Origin of the sequence: Veillonella dispar (assembly GCF_900637515.1) — a bacterium.
Classification (GTDB): Bacteria; Bacillota; Negativicutes; order Veillonellales; family Veillonellaceae; genus Veillonella; species Veillonella dispar.
This window is the reverse complement of the sequence record NZ_LR134375.1, coordinates 239,584-261,048: the sequence shown is the minus strand read 5'-3', so window position 1 is coordinate 261,048 and position 21,465 is coordinate 239,584. Positions and strand designations below refer to the sequence as shown.

Annotated in this window: 17 protein-coding genes; 3 read left to right on the top strand and 14 right to left on the bottom strand. The window is 39.1% G+C overall.

What is annotated here, in order from left to right; genetic code table 11:
• Positions 1–205: 205 nt before the first annotated feature.
• The 3 genes from bioA to EL171_RS01080 all read right to left on the bottom strand — a co-directional run bounded on the left by bioA (position 206) and on the right by EL171_RS01080 (position 3,421).
• On the bottom strand, positions 206–1,594 hold the full coding sequence (gene bioA, locus EL171_RS01090; protein ID WP_005387663.1) for an adenosylmethionine--8-amino-7-oxononanoate transaminase: 1,389 nt from the start codon (positions 1,592–1,594) through the stop codon (positions 206–208).
• A gap of 120 nt (positions 1,595–1,714) precedes the next feature.
• Positions 1,715–2,467: a dethiobiotin synthase gene (gene bioD / locus EL171_RS01085; protein WP_005387661.1), complete on the bottom strand. Its 753-nt coding sequence runs from the start codon at positions 2,465–2,467 to the stop codon at positions 1,715–1,717.
• A 408-nt stretch (positions 2,468–2,875) separates the two neighbouring features.
• Positions 2,876–3,421: a beta-class carbonic anhydrase gene (locus EL171_RS01080; protein ID WP_039969536.1), complete on the bottom strand. Its 546-nt coding sequence runs from the start codon at positions 3,419–3,421 to the stop codon at positions 2,876–2,878.
• Positions 3,422–3,763: 342 nt separating this feature from the next.
• On the opposite strand from EL171_RS01080, the gene EL171_RS01075 reads away from it, so the two are divergent.
• Positions 3,764–4,804: a YeiH family protein gene (locus tag EL171_RS01075; protein ID WP_039969534.1), complete on the top strand. Its 1,041-nt coding sequence runs from the start codon at positions 3,764–3,766 to the stop codon at positions 4,802–4,804.
• Between the two features lie 135 nt (positions 4,805–4,939).
• Positions 4,940–5,554 carry a LysE/ArgO family amino acid transporter gene (locus EL171_RS01070; protein WP_005387649.1) on the top strand — a complete coding sequence of 205 codons (615 nt, stop codon included), beginning with the start codon at positions 4,940–4,942 and terminating at the stop codon, positions 5,552–5,554.
• Positions 5,555–5,717: 163 nt separating this feature from the next.
• Here the strand turns inward: EL171_RS01070 and EL171_RS01065 are convergent, their stop codons facing one another.
• The 10 genes from EL171_RS01065 to EL171_RS01020 all read right to left on the bottom strand — a co-directional run bounded on the left by EL171_RS01065 (position 5,718) and on the right by EL171_RS01020 (position 18,621).
• On the bottom strand, positions 5,718–6,602 hold the full coding sequence (locus tag EL171_RS01065; RefSeq protein WP_005387647.1) for a LysR family transcriptional regulator: 885 nt from the start codon (positions 6,600–6,602) through the stop codon (positions 5,718–5,720).
• 212 nt (positions 6,603–6,814) lie between these two features.
• Positions 6,815–8,020, bottom strand: a complete 1,206-nt coding sequence (locus tag EL171_RS01060; protein WP_005387646.1) for an MFS transporter — start codon at positions 8,018–8,020, stop codon at positions 6,815–6,817.
• Positions 8,021–8,382: 362 nt separating this feature from the next.
• Complete coding sequence (locus EL171_RS01055; RefSeq protein ID WP_005387645.1) at positions 8,383–8,988, bottom strand: hypothetical protein; 606 nt, start codon at positions 8,986–8,988, stop codon at positions 8,383–8,385.
• A gap of 141 nt (positions 8,989–9,129) precedes the next feature.
• Positions 9,130–10,401, bottom strand: a complete 1,272-nt coding sequence (locus EL171_RS01050) for a putative porin (RefSeq protein WP_005387644.1) — start codon at positions 10,399–10,401, stop codon at positions 9,130–9,132.
• A 251-nt stretch (positions 10,402–10,652) separates the two neighbouring features.
• On the bottom strand, positions 10,653–11,255 hold the full coding sequence (locus EL171_RS01045) for a ferric reductase-like transmembrane domain-containing protein (RefSeq protein WP_039969531.1): 603 nt from the start codon (positions 11,253–11,255) through the stop codon (positions 10,653–10,655).
• Positions 11,256–11,576: 321 nt separating this feature from the next.
• Positions 11,577–12,248, bottom strand: a complete 672-nt coding sequence (gene narI / locus EL171_RS01040) for a respiratory nitrate reductase subunit gamma (protein ID WP_005387642.1) — start codon at positions 12,246–12,248, stop codon at positions 11,577–11,579.
• Positions 12,245–12,769: a nitrate reductase molybdenum cofactor assembly chaperone gene (narJ, locus tag EL171_RS01035; protein ID WP_039969529.1), complete on the bottom strand. Its 525-nt coding sequence runs from the start codon at positions 12,767–12,769 to the stop codon at positions 12,245–12,247. Before narJ ends, narI begins: the two co-directional genes overlap by 4 nt.
• On the bottom strand, positions 12,769–14,196 hold the full coding sequence (narH, locus tag EL171_RS01030) for a nitrate reductase subunit beta (protein WP_005387639.1): 1,428 nt from the start codon (positions 14,194–14,196) through the stop codon (positions 12,769–12,771). The genes narJ and narH overlap by 1 nt, the downstream gene beginning before the upstream one ends.
• Entirely contained in the window at positions 14,186–17,863 is a 3,678-nt protein-coding gene (locus tag EL171_RS01025; RefSeq protein WP_005387637.1) for a nitrate reductase subunit alpha, read from the bottom strand. Before EL171_RS01025 ends, narH begins: the two co-directional genes overlap by 11 nt.
• A gap of 71 nt (positions 17,864–17,934) precedes the next feature.
• Positions 17,935–18,621, bottom strand: a complete 687-nt coding sequence (locus EL171_RS01020; RefSeq protein WP_039969527.1) for a Crp/Fnr family transcriptional regulator — start codon at positions 18,619–18,621, stop codon at positions 17,935–17,937.
• A gap of 356 nt (positions 18,622–18,977) precedes the next feature.
• Here EL171_RS01020 and EL171_RS01015 point away from each other — a divergent pair, with 356 nt between their 5' ends.
• Positions 18,978–20,315, top strand: coding sequence for an MFS transporter (locus tag EL171_RS01015; RefSeq protein WP_005387635.1), 1,338 nt, complete (start codon positions 18,978–18,980; stop codon positions 20,313–20,315).
• 307 nt (positions 20,316–20,622) lie between these two features.
• On the opposite strand, the gene hemQ is transcribed toward EL171_RS01015, so the two are convergent.
• On the bottom strand, positions 20,623–21,354 hold the full coding sequence (gene hemQ / locus EL171_RS01010) for a hydrogen peroxide-dependent heme synthase (protein ID WP_005387634.1): 732 nt from the start codon (positions 21,352–21,354) through the stop codon (positions 20,623–20,625).
• Positions 21,355–21,465 lie beyond the last annotated feature (111 nt).

Sequence of the window (21,465 nt, the reverse complement as noted above, 5' to 3'; positions counted from 1 at the left end):
CTTTATACGTATATAGTATCATAGATATGCAAAAATATCATCGAATTTTCACAATGTATAGTCTATAGTTTAAAGACTTAACGAAACATTATCCGCTAAACATATAAAAAGCTATATATGCCGACGACTCTAGAACCGTAGAATCATGACATATATAGCTTTTACGTTTACCTTAAATCTTTATAAAATACTTAGCCGTAAATTGTTATAGAATTATTGGTCGTAAGTCTTCGAGGATTCCCTCTTCTTCAGTAGCGCGTTGGATACTTTCACCAACAATGCGAACCATATCCTCTAATTGTTCCACAGTGGACGCCAATGGCGGCATGAGGATTACCACATCACCGATTGGACGGCAGATGAGGCCTTGTTCACGAGCAAGGATGGCCACTTTAGCCCCTACCGCATCATTTGGACGATACGCCTCATGAGTAGCCACATCTTTTTCAAGTTCAATCCCTACGATGAGGCCTCGTTGACGAACCTCTTTAACATGTTTCAAGTTTTCAATTGGCTTCAATGCATTGGTGAAAGCCTCGATTTTCTTAGGTAATCCTTCGATAACCTTTTCATCGCGGAATACTTGTAAAGAAGCTAGTGCGACGGCACAAGCCAAGGCATTCCCTGTATAGGAGTGGCCATGGTAGAAGGTTTTCTTTTCTTCAAATGTACCGAGGAAGGCATCGAATACACGTTGTGTCGTCAATGTAGCAGCGAGAGGCATATAACCTCCAGTAATACCTTTGGACAAGGTCATGAAGTCTGGCGCTACCCCTTCGTGTTCACAGGCAAAGAATTTACCTGTACGACCAAAGCCTGTGGCTACTTCATCGACAATGAGGAATACGTCATGTTTCGTGGTTAATTCACGAACCCGTTTCAAATAGCCATGAGGCATAACAAGCATACCTGCTGCAGCTTGTACTAATGGTTCCATAACGAGAGCTGTGATTTCATCGCCCTCTTCGTTGAGGATGCGTTCTAATTCGGCCAAAGACTCTTCAAAGGCTTTTTCTCGATCAGCTACATCGCGATATACACCAGGGCTTGGCAATGTCAAAGGTTTGAATAATAAATTATGGAATACTTGGTGGAATAATTGAATACCACCTACAGATACGGTGCCTAATGTATCCCCGTGATAGCCTGCATTAAGGGCAATGAACTTAGTTTTCTTTGTTTGTCCTACAAGTTGGCGATATTGGTAGGCCATCTTGATAGCAACTTCAATAGCCGTACTGCCATCATCGGATAAGAATACTTTATTTAAGCCTTCTGGCGCGAGCTCTACCAATTCTTTACACAACTGTGCAGATGGCGGGCTTACAAGACCGAGCAATGTGCTATGAGCAATCTTATCCACTTGTTCCTTCAAGGCTTGGTTTAATACAGGATGATTGTGTCCATGAATATTAACCCATAAGGAGGACACGCCGTCATAATACTTTTTACCGTTCTCATCGATGAGGTATACCCCCTCACCACGTTCGATTACTACTGGTTCTTGTGCTAACCAATCTTGCATTTGTGTAAATGGATGCCATACAAACTCATGGTCCCACTGTGCTGCTTGTGAAAGCTGTTTCTCTGCCATTTCGTCACCTCATACGTACAAATTCTACAAACTATAACTCTCAATACCTATAATACTCAATTACTATAACAGTCTATTACCATAAATAATTAGTCTAAATTAAATTACAATATCTAACTACTATATACCTAATACTGTATTCCATACCTTCTTAGAATCCACAAAGGATCGAGCCCAACCAAGCTGAACCTTTTGAATATCTGGCCCTTGGTATGGCGGTACAACAGCTACTACAGGAATACCTGTGTATCGTTCCATATCCTCTACATTTGTTTTCAATAAGAATGGATCTACTGCCGTTGTATCATTTACGATGATAGCTTTCACCTCAATACCATGCATCTTCGCGTATTCACAAGTCAAAATCGCGCGGTTAATGGAGCCCAATCGTCCATCAGCTACAACGATGGCTGGTAATTTAATATCTTTCATTAAATCCGTGAATGTTTTATCGCCGTAAAGAGGTGTTGTAATACCACCAGCACCTTCTACAAAGGTTAGATCATAGCGATTAACAACATCTAATGTATGAGCTACTACACCATCATAATCGATTTCTATACCAGATAACTCTGCAGCAAGGCGGGGAGAAAAATCACCTGCGATAGCATACGGATTAACCTCATGACGACGAGATTCCGGAATGCCTGCAGAACGCATCAAATGCGTAGCATCCTTACTTTCAAGATCCACATTATAATTATCCTCATCCATCGTTACACATTCAGGAAAAGGTACCGCACTAGAGGACACTGGTTTAACCATACCAACCGCAAAACCATCATCTACAGCCATGGCCCCTAACAGCCCTGTCACAAACGTCTTGCCTACATCTGTATCTGTACCAATTATAGAAATACCTAACTGCTTCATACATGTCTCCTCTCAGCGATACTTAACGCCGCATAGGTTAACTAATTTATGTGAGTAAGTTTACAATCTAATTACAATATACAGCCAAACGGAATATATAGTCAACCTATTATTAGCGTTCAAGTTTACATTATTGTGACTCTATGGGGCCCATATGCATCTCTACATTTTAATTAAAAAGTAGTGTCCCTAACCTCCGTGCTCCATAGTAAACTAAGTCGCGCTTCGCTTAGGAACACTGCTTTTTATAACATTATCTCCGTACTAGTCCCATAGAGTCATAGACCGCCACTTTGAATACGCTAATAATAGGTTGGCTATTGGGGAAAAGAAAAAGAGTGATGACTTTAGTCATCACTCTTTTTTACCTAAATGTAGTTATGTAGAGGGGCCCCATCGAGACCACCACTAAATCTCAATATAACGGAATTCGCCTGTATCAGGATCCATCATGCCACCATAGAATCCCATTCCTTTCGGGAATAGTGGATGATTACGTAAGAAGTTAACTGTATAGATTACATTATCTTCGGAGATATGGAATCGATCCATCCAATCAATAAGGCCTGGTTCGATCATGCGGATTGCATCTTCACTGATACCTTTTTCTTTCATGGATTCCATAAATGTTGTAGCGGAGAAATCAATCATGCCGCAGTTTTCATGGCCGATGACTAATACATCTTCAATCCCCATACCATAGGTAGCAACAAGCAAGCTTTGAACGATATTATCGATAGGTTGTGTTACGCTATTACCAGCTGTTTTAATGACGATAATTTCGCCACGATTAAAACCTAATGCCTCTTCAAGCATGCATACTAAACGCGTATCCATACATGTTACAATACCCATTTTCTTTGTAGGATGGCTTGTTAGTCCTGCCTTTGGTAATTCAGGATGATTTTTCACATATTCTTTATTAGTTTCAATTATTTTTTTGATATCAATCATAAGGTACCTCATTTACATTTCTATCTATAAAATAGATTCTATTCATTATATACAATATATTCACTACAAAACAAGTGAAATTTATCACTCATAAATATTTATTATAACTTATAACTTTCACAAGAAACCCATAAAACTAATATTAATTCTATATTTATAATTAATATTCATTCATTATATCTTCCACTCTTATATATTTATAAAAATGAATATACTGTATATTTCTTACATTAATGGTAGATTATAATTCCCCCAATGTGGTACTATTAAAACTATAGAAAAGAAACGCCACATGATACCACATATGACGTGAACTGTATGTACAGTAAGGAGGTTTTTATTATGGGTATCAATCAAAAAACGTTGCCAGGCATTCTGCTCTGCGCGGTCCTCGCTATTCCTTGTTGGCTATTAGGCCTAGAGTTTCACCTTATCGGTAGTCCAATCTTTGCTATCATCTTGGGTATAATTATTGGCTCCGTATTCACATCTTGGAAGCGCGAAAAAACTGGTGCCGGCATTGGATTTACATCTAAAAAGATTTTGCAATGGGCCGTTATTTTATTGGGCTTTGGCTTAAACATTACACAGATTTTACATGTAGGTTGGATTTCATTACCTGTCATTATTTCAACCATCGCTACATCCTTAATCGTGTCCTATGTTATCTATCGCCTAACTCATATCGATTCTAATACAGCGGTGCTTATCGGCGTAGGCTCCTCCATCTGTGGTGGTTCTGCCATAGCTGCAGCTGCACCAGTCATCAAAGCAGAGGATCAAGATATTGCACAAGCTATCTCCGTTGTATTCTTCTTCAATGTAGTAGCAGCGTTTGTATTCCCTCCATTTGGTGATGCTATTGGTCTTTCCAATATGGGCTTTGGCCTATTCGCTGGTACAGCCGTAAATGATACATCCTCTGTAACAGCTACAGCAGCCGTATGGGATAGCATGAAAGGTACTGGTACACAAGTACTAGAATATGCGACAATCGTTAAATTAACACGTACCCTCGCTATCATTCCTATCTGTTTAGGTTTAGCAAGTTATCAAGTATATAAAGCAAAACAAAATGCTGCTCAAACTGATGGCGGCAGTGTTAGTATCGCTAAAATCTTCCCTAAATTTGTATTATACTTTGTAATTTGTTCTCTCATTACAACAGCTTTATCCTATGCGAATGTAGATATTCAATTCTTGAGCGTATTCAAAACTATTTCTAAGTACTTTATTACAATGGCAATGGTTGCAATCGGTCTTAATACTAATATTGTAAAATTGATAAAATCCGGTGGCTCCGCTCTTGCATTAGGTGCTTGTTGTTGGGTTGCTATTACAGCAGTCAGCCTAGCTGCACAACATATGATTGGTTTATGGTAAGAAATATACATACCAAATTTAATATGATATAATTGTATATAGTTAGAATAGTAATAACCCCTCCAGTAATGGAGGGGTTTCGTGCTACTATTCACCTTATTAGTACTTTATCATACTATAGTTAGGAGGGTTAACATGTACTTCTTACAAGGACTTCTTGTCGGTCTCGCAACATTTGCCCCTGTTGGCATGCAAAACCTCTTTATCATTAATACAGCATTGGTACAACCCATACGTCGTATCATATTAACCCTTATCATACTGGCACTATTTGATATGAGTCTCAGTACGGCGGCCTTCTTTGGCATTGGTGCCATTCTAGAAATATGGCCTCTTACCAAGCTTATCGTGCTCCTCTTTGGGGGCTTACTCATTGTGTACATGGGCTTTAATATATTCAGAACTGAACCAAATATGCGCAATGTTAACACGCATATCCCTATTCGTAAGATTATCATATCTGCTATCGCTGTATCTTGGGGCAATCCTCAAGCAGTACTTGATGCAACTATGATGCTCGGTGCTTTTCAAGCTAATATCCCAGAAGAGAACATTTACCACTTCTTTGGCGGTTTTTTAGTTATGACACCAATTTGGTTTGGATCCTTAGCCGCTACCATGCATCTGTTAGCAAAAAAAATCAAAATCACCCATATGGCTTGGATCAACCGCTTCTGTGGCGCTGTCCTCGTCATTTATGGTATAAAATTGTTCATCGATGGGGTTACAATGCTTTTAGAATATATTTAATCAAAATATCTCCAATAGTATAATCCTTAAACAACAAAGCCGTTAGCATATGCTAACGGCTTTTATATTGCAAATATCTGTTGTTATACAAATATCTTTTGTTATATAACGATGAATTTTGTTTTACTATAATTCATCTTCGTATAGTAAAACTCTGAGTATATTAAAACTCTGACAAAACTTGATTAAACATTTCTCTAAAGGCTTCTACATAAGTATTACTTTGATTTCGTTGAGATACAAAGTAGTAATTACGTTCCATGGATTTGCCATGATTAGTCAATACCTTGCGCTCAATGCCAGGCATGGAGTCTGTTAAGTATTTAAAGCGATCTAATAACAATAAGCCTTGTTGGCCTGCCACTAAATAGCGCGCTTCCTCTAAAGTACGAGCATACGCAAAGGCTCCAGCATAGCCAATGGCCTTACGATAGTGCTCCTCCTCTCCTATCGTATACTTACCACGGCATACTAGGATAAGGGGTAAATCATCAATCGTTTTAATTTCAACGCTGCCTTCCTTTGTATACCCTTGTGGCACCTCAATCACGGTAGTCGCCTTATCGATCAAATGACTTTCAAAATCATCAGATAAAATCTGCCACTGATCATTAAAAATCACATCTACACGGCGATCATCTAACATGCCATACAGTTCTTCATGGCTGCCACTATACATACGGATATCTAGATTTTTATAGCGCTTCGCCATGCGAATGACCGTTTGCTGCATAGCCATTCCACTATAACGATTCAAATAACCAATCCGTAAACTGACACGTGCATCTGTGCCGATGCGGGTTGTTTCTACCTTAATATCGTGAAACCGTTCTAGTAATTTTTTACCAGAGCGATATAGATATTGTCCCGCTGGTGTTAGGTGAAAGCTTCTCTTTTCTCTCACCATCAGCTCCACCCCAAGACTCGTTTCAAGGGCTTTAATTTGTTGTGAAATAGCAGATTGAGACACATATTGCTCTGTCGCAGCTTGGGTAAAACTATTATTATCAACTACACACACAAAATACTCTAATTGTTTTAATAACATAACGATACACTCTCATCTCTCTTATAGTTAGTGACCTACACCACTAACATACTCCACAACAACTACCAACCCCTCTCATTGGTATTTGCTACACACATAACGTTTATATTTATATATACAACTAAAACTATTACAATTACAATTACAATTACAATTACAATTACAATTACAATTACAATTACAATGATTATATTTCATTGAAAGCAGATTCACTATGATGAACTACTTTCACGAGATACAACTAAGTTACGGTATACAAACCAAGATGCTACAAAGAATATAGCTGCTGTAGACCAGAACACAGCACCATACCCAAAGGCACGCGCAATAACACCACTAATAACAGGCCCTAATACATTGCCCATCATAGCTACACTAGATACAGCACCAAAGACAATACCGCGCCGCTCAATAGGAACAGCTTTAGATATTAGGGTATTTGCGATTGGTGCAATAAAGCCCATAAAGAATCCTGCAATAGCACGGAATATACCAAGGCCCCATATGCTAGGCATCAAGTATTGCAAGATAAATAGGGACCCCACAGCCCATGTAGCGGTAAAGATAATACGTGGCATCGTCAATCGTTGTGTAACCTTACTGATTGAAATAGATGCCAATGCACTAAATAAACCAGCGCCAAAGATAATAATCCCCACAATAGTAGCAACAAATTCATCATTCACAGACATATAATGTTTGATATAGAGCGGTAAGATTGGACCAATGCCAGTAATACCAAAATTACATAAAAACTGCATCGCTACTAATAGGCGAACTCTGGGTATCATTAAAAAGGATTTAATCAAAGAAATTTGTGATTCTTGAGCATCTACCTTGTGCTTAAACTGCAAATTAGGCATTAAGAAATAAATACCTAATAAGCAAATTCCAGTCAATCCAGAAAATACAAAGAATGGTGCTCTATAACCTAACAGATCGGCTGCTAAGCCCCCCATAAGAGGTCCGAATACGAGGCCCATCACCATGGAGGCTTGATATAGCCCCATCGCCCATGGTACTTTTTCCTCAGGAGTTATGAGAACAATAATAGCTAAACCTATCGGTACATAGCCACCTACTACACCTTGCAAAATTCTTAGAACCAATAGCTGAGACGGGGTTTGTGTGAAAGCACAGGCCCCTACTGTAACCATTAAGGTAAATAAGATAAACATCATTACCTTACGTGGTCCAAGTTGGTTTGCCTTGCGCGACCAATACGGTGCACTGAGCGCTACCATACAAGGCGTTACACCTGATACGATACCGGCCCACATAGCAGCTTCACCTGGATTATGTAAACCTAGCTCTATAAGAAATAACGGAAGGAATGATAGTACCCCTATAATCGTTATTCCCCCACCGATCTGTATAATACAAATCAGATAGATAATTCGTTTCCAAGAAGAATCCATAATGACCTTCTTTCTTATCTTTTTGAGACCAATATCTTACACTTTTACACGACCTGTATTTTTAACTTTTATACAGCCTGTATTTTACGTAAGATTACATATACATAACGCTACGTAGTCTCAGAAACTCAAAGGTATACTATTTGAGTATATACATGCTAATAAAAACTATGTAATTTTATATATCAATATTAGATATCAATATTTACTTACACAATATTACAGAATATATACTCATAATAATATTGTATCGTAAACAACAAAAAAAGACCATCTCTTCCACATATAAAGGGTAGAGATGGTCTCTTTTTTCAGCTATGAGATACGTCTTTTATAAGAATAAAAAAATACGTATACATCATTTATTTTTGTTTGAACATCCAATAGATGTAATAAATAACAAGTGCATAGGTCACTACGTCAAATACAGGTAAGAATGGCACCATTTTAGATAAACGGCCAAAGCCATGCACGTGAATATTTGCTGCAATGATAGCAATAAGGTTCAAACGATGGATCCAGATTGCTTTTTTACGGGATACGGACTTTGCCATGTTGCCAACCCAAGGTGATAAATACAACACTGCAAAGATAAGAGCAATAAACATCGCTACCAAAGAGATATAGCCGCCCCAGAAACCCAAGAAGGATTTCAATGCTTTTAGGAAGTATACATACCAGTGTGCACATACGAGAATGACACTGACAATACCTACGATGCGATGAACTTCAAACATTTCCTTTGGATTATATCGTTTGATAAACCATTTTGGTTTTGTCGCAATGTATGTCAATACAAGCCATGCAACATAAGGAACAAGGCCTAAATGAACCTTCCAGTTGCCGAATGGTCGGCCACCTGTTACATAACCATATTCAACCATGCCCATAAAAATTAATGATAAAACTGCAATCCAAATCAAAATATGATATTTACTCTTAAACTGCTTTTTTACTACTTCTGCCATAATAAACCTCACTATTTCTTATACAAACTATCAGTATACATCTAGTCGGTCTAATGTAGCATGCTAACAATTTCAATCCACATAGCATTCTACTTAGAACTAATTACATATTAACGTTCAGACTAATTATAAAGTTTAAAATTAGAATTTGAAGTTAAGGTCAGCACGGTAGTAATCGTTTACGCGGTTGCCGTCTTGTGTTTTAGCATTAAAACCATAGTATGCATTAATACCGATATTTTTCTCCGGTGCATAAGATGCGCCTAACTCCCAAGCTTTGTAACCTTCAAAACGCGTAGTTTTTTGTAGGTCATTGGATTCATATTTTTGTGTTTTAAAGATTGGCGCATTTTTAGATTGATCATAGTAGTCTAAGCCTACAACCCAAGAGTTTTTCTTATCGATTTTATAGTTGCCCCATTTAGCACCAACGTTCCAAACGTCAGAATCACTCAAACCAGATGCTTTTACCCATTCACCGTGAACAGCTAGTTTACCTACATTGTATTTTGCATTGAAGCCATATACATTATCGAAATCGTTATTTTTCTTACCATTACCCATGCGCACATTCGCTGTACCTACATGAGCAAGCATGCCACCAAAGCTAAAGCGATCGTTGACTGCTACATTAGCATTCACGATACCTACGTCACCGTTATTTTCTTTAGAAACCTTTGCAAAACGACCTGCTGTCATGTAACCGTAAGCACCGTTTAATGTAACTTTTTTACCAAGTTTAGCTGTAGCACCTACACCATCAAAGTTAGAGCTATAAATCAAGCCACCACCAAATTTTTGGGTATAACGACCAGCATCAACTACAACATTTTTACCGAATTTATGCTCTACATATGCTAAATCCCAATTAGCTTGAGCATCTTTAGAACTATCACCTAGTTCAATAGAGCCTGTTGTAATACGAGCTTTTACAGATGTATTTTTATTAACCTTTGCATCAAGGCCTAAACGTACACGGGCTGTAAGTTTATCTTCGTAATCATAACCATCGATCCCCTCTCTACCGATGTAGTTAATACGAGCATCACCAGTAACTTTAACATTACCTACGCGGTCTTCTAATTTAGCTACACGCACCCCCAATGTATTCAATTCATTGGAAAACTCATCTGCTAAGCGATTCAACATAGCTTGTTGTTCTGCATTGGCACGATCTTGATTAGCCATGCCTTTGGCAATCATTTGAGCCATTTCGTAACGGGTAATGTTGTTTTGGCCTTTGAAAGTACCATCAGGATAACCATTGATGATACCAGCTGTAGCCAATTGATCTACGGCTTGGTATGCCCAGCTATCGGATGGAACATCAGAAAATGGGTTAACAGCAAAGGCTGTAGCCACACCCATCATGGCTGCTACTGCAAAAGCACTAGTCATTTTACGTTTAATCATAATAAACCTCACACACGAATAATAACAAGAAATAAAATGAGTAGATAATGAGTATATGACTCTAATTATCATTATCATATTTAACATACAGATAATATCAATTTTCATTAAGTGAGTAAAGAGATAATGTATATCAATCTCACAATCATTTATGCATCAAACTGATAATATAGAATATTGAATTCCTTAGAAAATAAAAATATAACTAAAAATCCCTTCTGTGTAATACAGAAGGGATTTATCAATTTATATTATTTCTTTTTAAACATCAAATAGATGCAGTAAAGAACAAGACCGTATGTAATGATATCAAAGACTTGTAAGAATGGTACCATTTTAGAGATACGATTAAAACCATGAATATGGATATCCGCAGCAACTAATGCTACAAGATTTAATCGATGAAGCCAAATACCCACATTACGACCAGATGGCGTAACTTTTCTAAGTTTTGGTGTTAAGAACGCGAGGCCAGAAATAGTACCAATACCAAAAGCAGTAAGAGCCACATAGCCACCCCACCAACCAAGGATGGATTTAGCAGCTTTACCGAAATAGAGGTATAAATGGAATGCAATAACAGCTACAGTAGCAATACCTAAAGCGCGGTGTACCTTATACATATCACCTAAATTATAGCGGCTTGTAAACCATTTAGGGCGAGTTGCTAAATAGGTCATAACAATCCATACACACCATGGCACGAGACCTGTATACACTTTGTAGTTACCAAAAGCACGGCCACCGGCCATGTAACCCCACTCTAATAAACCGATCATAATTAAGGAGAATACAGCAATCCATATAAAGATATGGTAAATACTTTTTTGCTGTTTTGTTGTTACTTGATCCATCATATACCTCTCTAATATAATACCTAAAAAATTCAATCTATACGATATAGTTTATCATTTAAATCGAATTTTGTAGATTACCTATATTAGATAGATAGTATTTATTATAAGAATAATTCTAAGTTAAAATACCTATTATAGTAGTTCTAATCTTATTACAATAAACAAATTCCTTATCTACAGAGAGTAAAATACAATCTAATATAGAATATGAAAATAAAAAGCCCCTTGTAGTAGTGAATATATACTTTCACTACTACAAGGGGCTATAGATTGATTAATCCTATTATATCTAGACGTAGAAATCAATCATCATCCTAATTATTTTTCGTCTCGTTTACGATATACGATGAACGGACGTGTTAAGTAGTTGAGTGGAACACTCAAGCAGTGTACCAAGCGGCTGAATGGGAAGATAATAGCCACTACCATCCAAGCCAACATGTGGAATTTAAACATGAATGGTACGCCTTCCATCAAGGATGGATCAGGCATAAAGGATAGCAAGCTACGGAACCAAGGGCCAATGGACACGCGGTAATCAAAGAAACCAGATGCATTAAGCAATGTACCAGCCATACCACTGAAAATGGCTAATGTTAAGAACAAATATAACCATTTATCAAGACCAGATGTGTTAACTTTCATAGCAGGCACAGTAAAGCGACGTTTCATCAAAAGCAAGAAGCCTACGATAAAGATAATACCAGCTACAGCACCCATGTATAACGCACCTTCATGGTACATATGGTCATTAATACCGATTGCAGCAGTCCAAGTTTTAGGGATTAACACACCTACTACGTGACCACCGATAACGCAAAGCAAGCCAAAGTGGAACAATGGATTGGCAATGCGCAATTGTTTTTTCTCTAAAAATTCACTCGATTTTGTAGTCCAGTTTCTTTCAAAGTAGAAGAAACGAACCAAAGTACCTACGATTAAGAAGGTGAAAGCGATGTAAGGCAAAGCGCCCCAAAGGAATAGATTCATCGTGCACCGTCCTCCAATCCATTTGCAACAGACAAGATAATATCAAACAAGAATGCATAAGGCAATTTAGCCTCAATGAAGCGTTCTCTAATGTATTCCAATTTTGGCTTACAATAGTCGTAAATTTCTTTTGCTTTTTCTTCATCGATAACGGCACATAATTCAAGAAGTGCTGGAATATAGTCTGGCATTTCTTTTGGCAAATCATAGTCGTTTTCAAGGAAGAACGCTTTAAATTTAACGAGTTCTTCTGCTTGTTCCCCTGTACCTTGCAATTCATAAGTCGATAAGTACATCGTTGTATTTTGACTAAAATCAAAGGTACGAACATACTGGTCTTCGAATTCTTTTTTATTAGCATCCTCTACATAGTCGAAGAATTCTAATAAACCTTGGCGAAGCTGAGGATGCCCAACGGATTGGGCGTCCTCTCTCCATTCAGGTAGTTCGTTATACCATTGTTCATCAGGATAGCGTAGAAGAAATGACGCAATAAGAGCGATTTTCTGAGCATCCTTCATTATTGACATCCCCCTGTCGGGCAAGCAAAGCCGCGATTTTGTTGCATTTCTAGGCGACCTTCGCGAGATACTTTAACATCAGATGGAATAACAAAGCGATCGTTGTATTTAGACAATGCCAACAATTTGTACATACCGTACATTTGGTCTTCTGTTAAATCCACATTGTGATCGATAGGACCGTCACCTGTTTCACGACGGCGCATGTATTCACGCATGTCGAGAACACGTTGCAATGTACGAGCTAAGATTTCTGTATTACCTGCGGTAAACAAGTTAGCAAGGTATTGTACAGGTACGCGCATTTCGTGTGCATCTGGCAAGTATACATCAGATGTTACACGTTGCAAGATTGGGCTGAGTGGTGGTACATACCATACCATTGGTAACGTACGATACTCAGGATGCAATGGCAAAGCCACACCCCACTCTTTTACAAGTTTGTACACAGGAGATTTTTGAGCTGCTTTAATCCAAGCTTCGGAGATACCTTCCTCACGAGCCGCTTTAATAACCTCAGGATCATGAGGGTCTAAGATTAACTCAACTGTATTTTCGTAAATGTCTTGTTCATTTTTCGTAGCTGCCATTTCTTCCACTTTGTCCATGTCGTAGAATACGACACCAACATAGCGCATACGACCTACGCATGTTTCAGCGCAGATTTGAGGCAAACCATTTTCCAAACGTGGGTAACAGAATACGCATTTTTCAGCTTTATTAGTTTCCCAGTTATAGAAGATTTTTTTGTATGGGCAAGATGGAACACAATGTCTCCAACCGCGGCATACATCTTGAGATACAAGAACTACACCATCTTCATCGCGTTTATAAATTGCACCAGATGGACATGCAGCTACGCATGCAGGGTTCAAACAGTGGTTACAAAGACGTGGCAAGTAGCGCATGAATACTTCTTCATAATCAAATACGATATCTTGACCCATCTTAGTTAAGTTCACATCAGAGCGAGCATGTTGACCACCAGCCAAATCGTCATCCCAGTTAGGGCCCCAAGTAACTTCCATTTTTTGTTTCGTTACAAGAGAACGAGGACGAGCAACTGGTTGGTTATTTTTACGACCGCCATGAATCAATGTTTCATAGTCGTAAGTCCAAGGTTCGAAATAATCCTTCAACTCTGGTTGTTCAGGATGGAAGAATAATTTCATCAAACGATTTGTTTTAGAACCTGTAGAAAGAGCTAATTTACCGGAGTTATCTAGCGTCCAGCCACCCTTCCATTTTTCTTGGTCTTCCCAATTACGTGGATAGCCTACACCTGGGCGAGTTTCCACGTTATTAAAGTACATATATTCCGCGCCTTCGCGGTTCGTCCATGTATTTTTACAAGTGATAGAGCATGTATGACAGCCTAAACACTTATCCAAATTTAGGACCATGGATACTTGAGCTTTAATCTTCAAGCCAATCCACCTCCTTCAACTTACGAGCCACAATTGTCATATCACGTTGGTTACCAGTTGGGCCATAGTAGTTAAAGCCATAGCTCAATTGACCATAACCGCCAATCATATGTGTCGGTTTCATGTAAATATGAGTTGGTGCATTGTGTGTACCACCGCGACGGTCTTTCTTAACTTGCGTACCAGGAACGTTGATGTGACGATCTTGAGCGTGATGCATATAGGAAATGCCACGAGGAATACGTGGAGATACAACTGCACGAGCTGCCACAACACCATTTTTATTGAAAGCTTCTACCCAGTCATTATCTTTAACACCGATTTCTGCTGCATCATCTTCGTTGAGCCAAATAGTTTGACCACCACGGAACAATGTCAACATTTGTTGGCTATCGAAGTACATACTATGTGTAGCCCACTTATTATGTGGAGTTAAGTATTTCAATGTAATTTCTGGAATGCCTTCTTGTTTGTAGTCACCTTGTACTGGTTTGTAGGACAATACAGGTTTATACAACGCCATGGCTTCACCATAATCACGCATCATTTCATGATCGCAATAGAAGGATTGACGACCTGTTACGGTACGGAATGGTACTTTGTCCTCTGTAGATGTTGTAAATGGAGAGTAACGACGGTTTTTATCGTTCTTACCAGTACTTGTTACAGAGCTAATGATAAAGCGCGGTTGGCGAACCATGTCATCGAAGGTAATCTTTTCTTGTTCACGACCTTTTGCGTTCTTTTCAAGATCAGAAAGACCTGTTTTTTCTTCCATTGCTTTCCAAGAGCGAACAGCCAATTTACCATTTGTACAAGAAGACAATGTTAATACAGCATTACAAGCTTCTTTACATTCGTAAATGCTTGGACGGCCATGAGAAATAAATTCTGGATTATCGATTGTACCATTTTGTGCATACAATGTTTGATATTCATCAGATACATCCCAAGCCAAGCCATGGGCACCCATTTTGTTTTCGATGTTAGGTCCCAAAGCAATGTATTTTTCAAAGATTTGGCTATAGTCGCGTTTTACATGAACAAGGTTAGGCATTGTTTTACCAGGAATTGGTTCACATTCGCCTTTGCTCCAGTCGAGAACCTTGCCTTCGGGTTGAGCCACTTCACCTGGGCTATCATGACCAAGAGGCAATGCTACGATATCTTCGTATTCTGTGAAGCCAGACTCTTTTGCTACGCGAGAAACTGTTTCTGCAAGGGTACGGAATGTATCCCAGTCAGATTTAGTTTCCCATGCGCAATCAACAGCTGCTTGGAATACATGTACATATGGATGCATATCAGTAGAAGACAAGTCTTCTTTTTCATACCATGTAGCTGCAGGGAATACGATATCAGAGTACAAGCCTGTAGATGCCATGCGGAAATCGATGTCGATGAGAAGGTCGAGTTTACCTGCCCCATCAGCTTCACGCCATTTGATTTCTTCTGGACGTGTAGCTGCGTCATCATCTTCTAATACTGCATTTTTAGTGCCTAATAAATGCTTCAAGAAGTATTCGTGGCCCTTAGAAGAAGAACCGATAAGGTTTGCACGCCATACAAACAAGTTGCGTGGGTGATTTTCTTTAGCTGCTGGATCTTCTACACAGAATTGTAATTCTTTATTTTTCAAAGCTTGCGCCACATATTGGTTAATTTCTGCTTCTGTACCAGCACCAGCTGCACGAGCATCGTTAATCAATTCTTGGCTGCCTTTATTGAATGTAGGATACGATGGTAACCAACCTAAACGAGCCGCTAATACGTTATAATCACCAGGGTGACGATAACGAGGCTTAGCTAATTTAGATACGCGGTCTGCCAAGTCGATGCAATCAGAACGATATTGTTCTGTAGCAAAATAGAACCAAGATGTACTATTTTGCAAACGAGGAGCTTTACTCCAGTCGTTAGCAGTCATGATACCGCCCCAACCTTCAATAGGACGAAGTTTTTCTTGACCTACGTAGTGAGCCCAGCCACCACCGTTAACACCTTCTGTACCACAGAACATGATAAGGTTTAATATTGTACGGTAAATAATATCCGCATGGTACCAGTGGTTGATACCGCCACCCATGATAATCATGGAGCGGCCTTTAGTTTTTTCTGCATTGTCTGCAAATTCACGAGCTGTGGCAATGGCAATATCTGCTTTTACGCCAGTAATTTTTTCTTGCCATGTAGGTGTGTAAGGAGTGTCATCTGTATAAGATGTTGCCACTTCACCACCGATACCACGGTCGATACCATAGTTAGCAAGAATAAGGTCATATACAGTAGTTACTTTTACAGGACCATCTACAGTTTGTACTGTAATTGTAGGAATAGCACGTTCAATTACGCCTTCGTGCTCTTCATCGCCAAAGTATGGCAACTTAACAACAGTCACACCTTCCCGTTGATCAAACACGGATAAGCGAGGGTCGATTTTAGCCCCTGTATCTCGGTTTTCAAGGCGTAAGTTCCATTTTTCAGGGTTGGTGTGACGATCGCCCATTGTACCATTAGGAACAACGATTTCATTAGTTGTATCATCGATCAATACCATTTGGAAGTCAGAGCCATCTTCTTGGCGACCTAAATCCTTAGCATTCAAGAAACGGCCTGGTTGTACAGTACCATTGATATCTTCAACGCGTACAAGGAATGGCATATCGGTAAACTCTTTAGCATACTCTTTGAAGTATGGAGTTTCTTTATCGATATAATATTCTTTTAAGATAACGTGACCCATTGCCATAGCAAGAGCCGCATCAGTGCCGGCTTTTACATTAAGCCAAGCATCGGAAGAAGTTGTGGATTCCGCATAGTCAGGGGATACGGATACAACTTTAGTACCTTTGTAACGAACCTCTGTTAAGAAGTGAGCATCTGGCGTACGAGTCAATGGTACGTTGGAACCCCAAGTCATGATATAACCAGCATTGTACCAGTCACCAGATTCAGGAGTATCAGTTTGTTCACCCCAAACTTGAGGGCTAGAAGGTGGTAAATCGGCATACCAGTCATAGAAGGACAATGGTGTACCACCCATTAAGTTAAGGAAACGAGCACCTGCTGCATAGGACAACATGGACATCGCTGGGATTACAGAGAAGCCTGCGTTGCGGTCAGGGCCGTATGTTTTTGCTGTATATAGTAAGGATGCTGCGGTAATTTCTGTTGCTTCATCCCATGTGGAGCGCACAAAGCCACCCATACCACGGGCAGATTTGTATTTTTTCGCTTTTTCTGGATCTTCTACGATAGATTTCCAAGCTTCGATTGGGTTCTTAGCATTCTTTTTCGCTTCTCTCCAAAGCTCAGCCAATTCACCGCGCACATATGGATATTTTACGCGCAATGGGCTATAGAGATACCAAGAGAATGTTGCACCACGAGGGCACCCACGTGGTTCGTAATCCGGCATATCATCTGGTGTTTCAGGGTAGTCAGTAGCCTGATTTTCCCATGCAACAACACCATTTTTAACGTAAATGTTCCAGCTACAAGAACCTGTACAGTTTACGCCATGCGTTGTGCGGACAACTTTATCGTAAGACCAACGGTCACGATAAAAATTTTCCCACTCGCGACCGCCATCTTCTGTTATTTGATGGCCGCTTGGAGATACGTTCTTCTTGCGAAGAAACTTAAACTTTTGAGACAACAAGCTCATCTCGTGTCCTCCTTCAAAACTACAAAAAAATCCCTTGTGCTAGCTGAGCTAACACAAGGGAGAAAATCCTGTTATTCGATATTACTAATATTAGGGTCTATATTATTAACCTCTAAATCAAGCAATCCGATTAAAGCGTCAAAATCACAGATTACTAGATGGTGTTTGTCATAGGCTACATAGCCCAACTTACGCAACTCACTTAGCATGCGATTTAAACTTTCTCTTGATGTGGCAGCAAATTCAGCTAACTCTTGATTTGTTAAGGCGATATCGATAAAGATACCATCCTTGCGCTCTACACCATAACTATTGGCTAAGCGCAACAAGGTAGAATAAAATGCTCCCTTCTTGCCATATAGTAGCAAGTCTCGGTATTTTGCCTGTTGACGACGCATATGTAATGTATAGATCTTCATCATTGCAATAGCCAATGAATGGTCCTTTGCAATAGCCGTTTCTAACAAATCATAGCGAATGGAATAAACAGAGCAATCCTCCCGAGCAATGGCGTTGAACACATATGTTTTTGTGTTCTCCTCATACAACGGAACCTCACCAATTACATTATTCGGCCCTACTAGACGCAATGCAAAAATGTGCCCACTAGCTTCGAACTTCTTAATGCTCATTCTACCTTTTACTACTACGTAAAAGTGTTCTGCCTTGTCCCCCTCATGGAAGAGAAAATCACCTTTTTTAAGATGGAGTTCCTCGCCCGGCAAAGCAAGCAATTGGTTAATTAAATTTTTATCCATACCATCACCACTCCATTGTACTTTTAATATAAAATCCATTAGTTATACTAATCTATTTATAGTAAAAGTACATGTATTATATACTTTCATGTATATACAAGATTATTATAACTTATTAATTTCAGAATATGTGTGTTTTATGTCACATTCACAAAAATTTTTACAATATATAATATATTTGTGATATAAGACATTGCAAATTTTGTTGATACAATAATTATAACTCAGTTCTTTCACTTAATCGAATATTTTCTATAGTTTTTATTATAGATTGCAATATTTATATACAAAGAACCCTAGTTGTATCTTCCTTGTCTTCATTGCATGTATAGTTTTTCAGTAAGGAGAAGTTCAAAATGAGCGAACTAAAAATGCCTCAAGTAGGGGCAAGCCGTAGCGAAATTGTAGCTAATTGGCAACCAGAAAATCCAGAATTTTGGGAAAAGTTTGGTAAAAAAATTGCTAAACAAAACTTGGTTATCTCTACAATCGCACTAACACTTTCATTCTGCGTATGGTACTTGTGGGCAACCATTGCAGCACAACTCAACGGCGCAGGCTTTAATTTCACAACAGATCAATTATTTACATTAGCTGCCTTGCCAGGCCTTGTAGGTGCTACATTGCGTTTCGTATATACCTATATGCCAGCATTGATCGGTGGTAAAAACTGGACATTTATCTCCACACTTATTTTATTAGTTCCTGTTGTATGGCTTGGCTTTGCCGTTCAAGATACAACAACTTCTTATATGACATTTATGATCTTAACGGCCCTCATCGGTTTGGCAGGCGCCAACTTCTCGTCCTCCATGGCGTACATTGGCAACTTCTTCCCTAAATCCGAAAAAGGTACTGCTCTTGGTATCAACGGCGGTGTTGGTAACCTTGGTATTTCCGTAATCTACTTCTTAGCTCCATTCGCTATGGGTTCCGCTGCATTAGGTAGCGTATTCGGTGTAACACCAGCTATCATCAAAGGTAATGCAGTGTACCTTGCCAATGCTGCTTTCATGTGGATCGTACCACTCGTTGTTATCCTTGCACTTATGACACGTTTCATGGATAACTTGCCATTAGAAAAACCAAATCCTAAAAACCTTGTACAAATCTTTGGTAACAAACACACTTGGGCGCTTACATTGTTATATACTTGTTCCTTCGGTGCCTTCTCTGGTTATGCAGCAGCACTTGGCCTATTAGTAGGTAAAGAATTCCCTGAAATTCCATTTGCTTCTATCGCATTCGTAGGCCCACTTGTAGCAGGTGCGCTTCGTCCTGTAGGTGGTTGGTTAGCCGATAAAATCAACAGCGGTACAAAAGTTACCTTTGTGAGTCTTCTCGGTTTATGTGCAACAACTGCATTGATTGCATTTGGCGTAGATATGCACAACTTCCCATTCTTCTTCGCTATGTCCGTATTGACATTTGTATGCTGTGGCTTCGCAACTGGTGCAACATTCCGTATGATTCCACACGTATTCGGCAATCCATTACTTTCCTCTTTAATTACAGGCTTCGTAGCTGCCGTAGCTGCATACGGTGCTTTCATTACACCTAAAATCTTCGGCTTCACATATTCCACATTCGGTAATATCTATCCAGCCTTCGCAGTATTGTTAGCCTTCAACATCGTAACTGTAGCAGTATGCTACTGGTTCTATGTGCGTAAAAGTGCAAACATGAACGTATAATTTTCTGGAACAGAAAATTTACGTTCACATCAGCATACTACAAAATATAATTCACTTTTCTTAACTAAGTGATAAAAGAAACCCCGCATCTCTCCTCCATACTTATCAGGTCTGCGGCCTAGGGCCTTGACCTCGTAAGTCGGATCAATGCGGGGTTTTCTTTTATGAAAATATAGTTATGGATAAGCTACTCAAACATAGTGAATTATATTTTACGCAGTACAAGACGTTAACAAATTTTCTGTTCAAAATTATAACCTTCATATTAATGGAAGAAAAAGGGACTGCTAGGCAGTCCCTTTTTTTATTATCCAAAGATTTCTTCTAGTAATGCATCGTCGATGATGGTACCAACGTAGAAGTCGCTAAAGATGCCGTATTTTGCACTGGCGATTTCAAAGCGCATATCGTATACGATTTTTTTGAATTGGATGTCGTCGTTACTGAAGATAGTAATACCCCATTCCCAGTCGTCTAGTCCACAGCCACCTGTTGTAAATTCAGATAGAACGTCTAAATATGTTTTACCAAGCTCGCCGTGAGATTTCATCAACATGCCGCGTTCTTGTGGTGGTAGCATGAACCAGTTGTCATCACCTTCACGTTTTTTGCTCATGTTATAGAAGCAGATGTATTTATCGCGAGGTACATGAGGGTACAGTTTTTGGTTGACTTCTTCTGTATCGAGTTTAGCTTTAACGTAAGCACTGACTTCTGTTACAGATGTATAGGAATATGTTTGAACTAATACGCTTGCAATAGCGAGGCGACGGAATTTGCGTTCTACTTGTGCCAAGTATTCAAGGGATGGACCAAGGATCCATAGGATTAAATCCCCTTTTGCGCCATTGCAATCATAGAATGCATAGCTACCTTCTTTAGCTTGATGTTTAGCCTCAAGATCCGCTAAAAATACTTTTAATTCGTTGCGCGCTTCCGCTTTTTCTTCAGCTGTAAAGCAGTTCCATGCGCTAAAGTCCATGGCAAATACCATGTGTTGGCTATGCCAACCTTCTACTGTAGGGATTGCTTTCCCCATTATGATCACTCCTATCTATGGTGATTATATTAAAATGATATATTTCTATTACTATAAGAATCGAAAAGACTCCATATACTATTATAGCATATGGAGTCTTTTCTTATAATT

Excerpts from the sequence above, each read along its gene's own strand:
- bioA (WP_005387663.1), bottom strand. The coding sequence starts at position 1,594 with ATGGCAGAGAAACAGCTTTCACAAGCAGCACAGTGGGACCATGAGTTT.
- bioD (WP_005387661.1), bottom strand. The coding sequence starts at position 2,467 with ATGAAGCAGTTAGGTATTTCTATAATTGGTACAGATACAGATGTAGGC.
- EL171_RS01080 (WP_039969536.1), bottom strand. The coding sequence starts at position 3,421 with ATGATTGATATCAAAAAAATAATTGAAACTAATAAAGAATATGTGAAA.
- EL171_RS01075 (WP_039969534.1), top strand. The coding sequence starts at position 3,764 with ATGGGTATCAATCAAAAAACGTTGCCAGGCATTCTGCTCTGCGCGGTC.
- EL171_RS01070 (WP_005387649.1), top strand. The coding sequence starts at position 4,940 with ATGTACTTCTTACAAGGACTTCTTGTCGGTCTCGCAACATTTGCCCCT.
- EL171_RS01065 (WP_005387647.1), bottom strand. The coding sequence starts at position 6,602 with ATGTTATTAAAACAATTAGAGTATTTTGTGTGTGTAGTTGATAATAAT.
- EL171_RS01060 (WP_005387646.1), bottom strand. The coding sequence starts at position 8,020 with ATGGATTCTTCTTGGAAACGAATTATCTATCTGATTTGTATTATACAG.
- EL171_RS01055 (WP_005387645.1), bottom strand. The coding sequence starts at position 8,988 with ATGGCAGAAGTAGTAAAAAAGCAGTTTAAGAGTAAATATCATATTTTG.
- EL171_RS01050 (WP_005387644.1), bottom strand. The coding sequence starts at position 10,401 with ATGATTAAACGTAAAATGACTAGTGCTTTTGCAGTAGCAGCCATGATG.
- EL171_RS01045 (WP_039969531.1), bottom strand. The coding sequence starts at position 11,255 with ATGGATCAAGTAACAACAAAACAGCAAAAAAGTATTTACCATATCTTT.
- narI (WP_005387642.1), bottom strand. The coding sequence starts at position 12,248 with ATGAATCTATTCCTTTGGGGCGCTTTGCCTTACATCGCTTTCACCTTC.
- narJ (WP_039969529.1), bottom strand. The coding sequence starts at position 12,769 with ATGAAGGATGCTCAGAAAATCGCTCTTATTGCGTCATTTCTTCTACGC.
- EL171_RS01025 (WP_005387637.1), bottom strand. The coding sequence starts at position 17,863 with ATGAGCTTGTTGTCTCAAAAGTTTAAGTTTCTTCGCAAGAAGAACGTA.
- EL171_RS01020 (WP_039969527.1), bottom strand. The coding sequence starts at position 18,621 with ATGGATAAAAATTTAATTAACCAATTGCTTGCTTTGCCGGGCGAGGAA.
- EL171_RS01015 (WP_005387635.1), top strand. The coding sequence starts at position 18,978 with ATGAGCGAACTAAAAATGCCTCAAGTAGGGGCAAGCCGTAGCGAAATT.
- hemQ (WP_005387634.1), bottom strand. The coding sequence starts at position 21,354 with ATGGGGAAAGCAATCCCTACAGTAGAAGGTTGGCATAGCCAACACATG.